Here is a 2348-nt window from a genome sequence, read left to right on the forward strand (position 1 = left end):
CCAGCCTTGACCGGCAATCCTATGGGCTTTAAATGCCGCTTCTTGATCTGATTTATATTCGCCGTCATCGATATTGGCAACATCACAAAAAAACATAAAACTATTGATCCAACCCCAAACAAATGTGCTCCCTGCGCCAGCTCGAATAGGATCTAACATAATATGATCAATCACTTGATGCGTGCCGGGTTGGCACACCATTAGTACGGTCGAGGTTAGGGCATTACGTGACATATTATGGATAACAACACCATGCAAATCATCCCAATCATACTCTTTGATACGGCGTTTTTTCGGTTGTAAAAATACCGCAGGGTGCCGTAATACTTTAAAGTTAAAAAAATAACTTTCGTTAACATAAACTTTACCCGTTTTACGGTTAAATATAATGGGACTGCCACGGCGCGAGAACAAATTTAGATAGAGTTCAGGAATTAGAACATACATGCCTAAACAACTTGCAATAAATCCAACTATAATTATCATTAAAGTAAACGGCTTAATTGTAGGATTATCATATTCCGTTATTAACCAAAGAAAACTAAAAGTAGAGCCAGTTCCAAAGATAAAACCGATAATATACAAACAAGCATAAAAAATCTGATCATTATAATCCTGACGAATAAAGGCACAGTAGTTATTATTGGCATAGCTTAAGCGACGATCATGCAGGGGTACTAAACGTGGACCTTTATCTAGATCACCAAACCAACCAAAGATTTGTGGACGGTATTTTGATGGCATTTTATTCTCCTTTCTATTTATTCATCATGAAATTGGTTACTGCTGCGATTTATGATGAGTGGGATTTCGTCATCATCTTGTGCATTAGAGCTGATATTGATTTGATAGCTATTTACTAGATCATAAGCAAAGGTGCCCGCTATCCAAGTTATCACCGTTAGGTGGCTATCTGACTGATGAGGATCGTTTTTTTTCACTTCGATTTTTTCAATATCGTTAAAATGGGCTTGCCATAATACTTTACCCATTCTTGCCAAACTGTAACGGCTTTTGGGCTATTCCGTTATATGGTGCCGTTGTTTGATTTCAGTTAACTCTTCTAATGATGTGGCATTAAACGCTTCAACCATCCATTCGGGCCAGCCTTGACCGGCAATCCTATGGGCTTTAAATGCCGCTTCTTGATCTGATTTATATTCGCCGTCATCGATATTGGCAACATCACAAAAAAACATAAAACTATTGATCCAACCCCAAACAAATGTACTCCCTGCGCCAGCTCGAATAGGATCTAACATAATATGATCAATCACTTGATGCGTGCCGGGTTGGCACACCATTAGTACGGTCGAGGTTAGGGCATTACGTGACATATTATGAATAACAACACCATGCAAATCATCCCAATCATACTCTTTTATACGGCGTTTTTTCGGTTGTAAAAATACCGCAGGGTGCCGTAATACTTTAAAGTTAAAAAAATAACTTTCGTTAACATAGACTTTACCCGTTTTACGGTTAAATATAATGGGACTGCCACGGCGCGAGAACAAATTTAGATAGAGTTCAGGAATTAGAACATACATGCCTAAACAACTTGCAATAAATCCAACTATAATTATCATTAAAACAAAGCATGCTACCGCTATCAGGGTGATCATAATCCATAATAAATGTACAAGATCCGACTATTAATATACTTCCCAAAATAATAGCAACAAAATAGAGACAGGTATAAAAAATCAGATCTGAGGGAATTTGACGAATAAAGGCACAATAGTTATTATTGGCATAGCTTAAACGATCGTCATGCAGGGGCACTAAACGTGGACCTTTATCCAGATCGCCAAACCAACCAAAAATTTGTGGACGGTATTTTGATGGCATTTTATTCTCCTTTTATTTATTCTTCATGAAATTGGTTACTGCTGCGGTTAATGATAAGTGGGATTTCGCCATCATCTTGTGCATTAGGGCTGATATTGATTTGATAGCTCTTTACAAGATCATAAGCAAAGGTGCCCGCGACCCATGTTATCACCGTTAGGTGGCTATCTGACTAGTTAGGATCGCTTTCTTTTACTTCGATTTTTTCAATATCGTTAAAATGGGCTTGCCATAATGCTTTGCCCATTCTTGCCAAACTGTAACAGCTTTTGGTCTATTCCGTTATACTGTGCCGTTGTTTAATTTCAGCTAACTCTTCTAATGATGTGGCATTAAACGCTTCAACCATCCATTCGGGCCAGCCTTGCCCTTCAATCCTATGGGCTTTAAATTCCGCTTCTTGATCTGACTTATATTCGCCATCATCGATATTGGCCACATCACAAAAAAACATAAAACTATTGATCCAACCCCAAACAAATGTACTACCAGCGCCC

The 2348-nt window shown here is 38.4% G+C and carries 6 protein-coding genes; all 6 read right to left on the reverse strand.

Features of this window, described 5'->3' with window-relative positions; translation table 11 throughout:
* Window positions 1-744: DUF6708 domain-containing protein (locus A9G23_RS08770; RefSeq protein ID WP_065587253.1), on the reverse strand; the 744-nt coding region annotated here is incomplete at its 3' end.
* A gap of 17 nt (window positions 745-761) precedes the next feature.
* Window positions 762-1001, reverse strand: coding sequence for a hypothetical protein (locus tag A9G23_RS08775; RefSeq protein WP_141670024.1), 240 nt, complete (start codon window positions 999-1001; stop codon window positions 762-764).
* Window positions 1002-1019: 18 nt separating this feature from the next.
* Window positions 1020-1550 carry a DUF6708 domain-containing protein gene (locus A9G23_RS08780; protein ID WP_065587255.1) on the reverse strand — a complete coding sequence of 177 codons (531 nt, stop codon included), beginning with the start codon at window positions 1548-1550 and terminating at the stop codon, window positions 1020-1022.
* Window positions 1531-1851, reverse strand: a complete 321-nt coding sequence (locus A9G23_RS08785) for a hypothetical protein (RefSeq protein WP_065587256.1) — start codon at window positions 1849-1851, stop codon at window positions 1531-1533. The genes A9G23_RS08780 and A9G23_RS08785 overlap by 20 nt, the downstream gene beginning before the upstream one ends.
* Window positions 1852-1867: 16 nt before the next feature.
* Complete coding sequence (locus A9G23_RS11520; protein ID WP_176700590.1) at window positions 1868-2005, reverse strand: hypothetical protein; 138 nt, start codon at window positions 2003-2005, stop codon at window positions 1868-1870.
* Between the two features lie 120 nt (window positions 2006-2125).
* Window positions 2126-2348: hypothetical protein (locus A9G23_RS11525; protein ID WP_176700612.1), on the reverse strand; the 223-nt coding region annotated here is incomplete at its 5' end.

Origin of the sequence: Gilliamella sp. App4-10, from assembly GCF_001690495.1 — a bacterium.
GTDB lineage: Bacteria > Pseudomonadota > Gammaproteobacteria > Enterobacterales > Orbaceae > Gilliamella > Gilliamella apicola_G.

What these genes read in the sequence shown, in the direction of transcription:
- A9G23_RS08785 (WP_065587256.1), bottom strand. Translation starts at nt 1,851, where the DNA reads ATGCCATCAAAATACCGTCCACAAATTTTTGGTTGGTTTGGCGATCTG.
- A9G23_RS08780 (WP_065587255.1), bottom strand. Translation starts at nt 1,550, where the DNA reads ATGTATGTTCTAATTCCTGAACTCTATCTAAATTTGTTCTCGCGCCGT.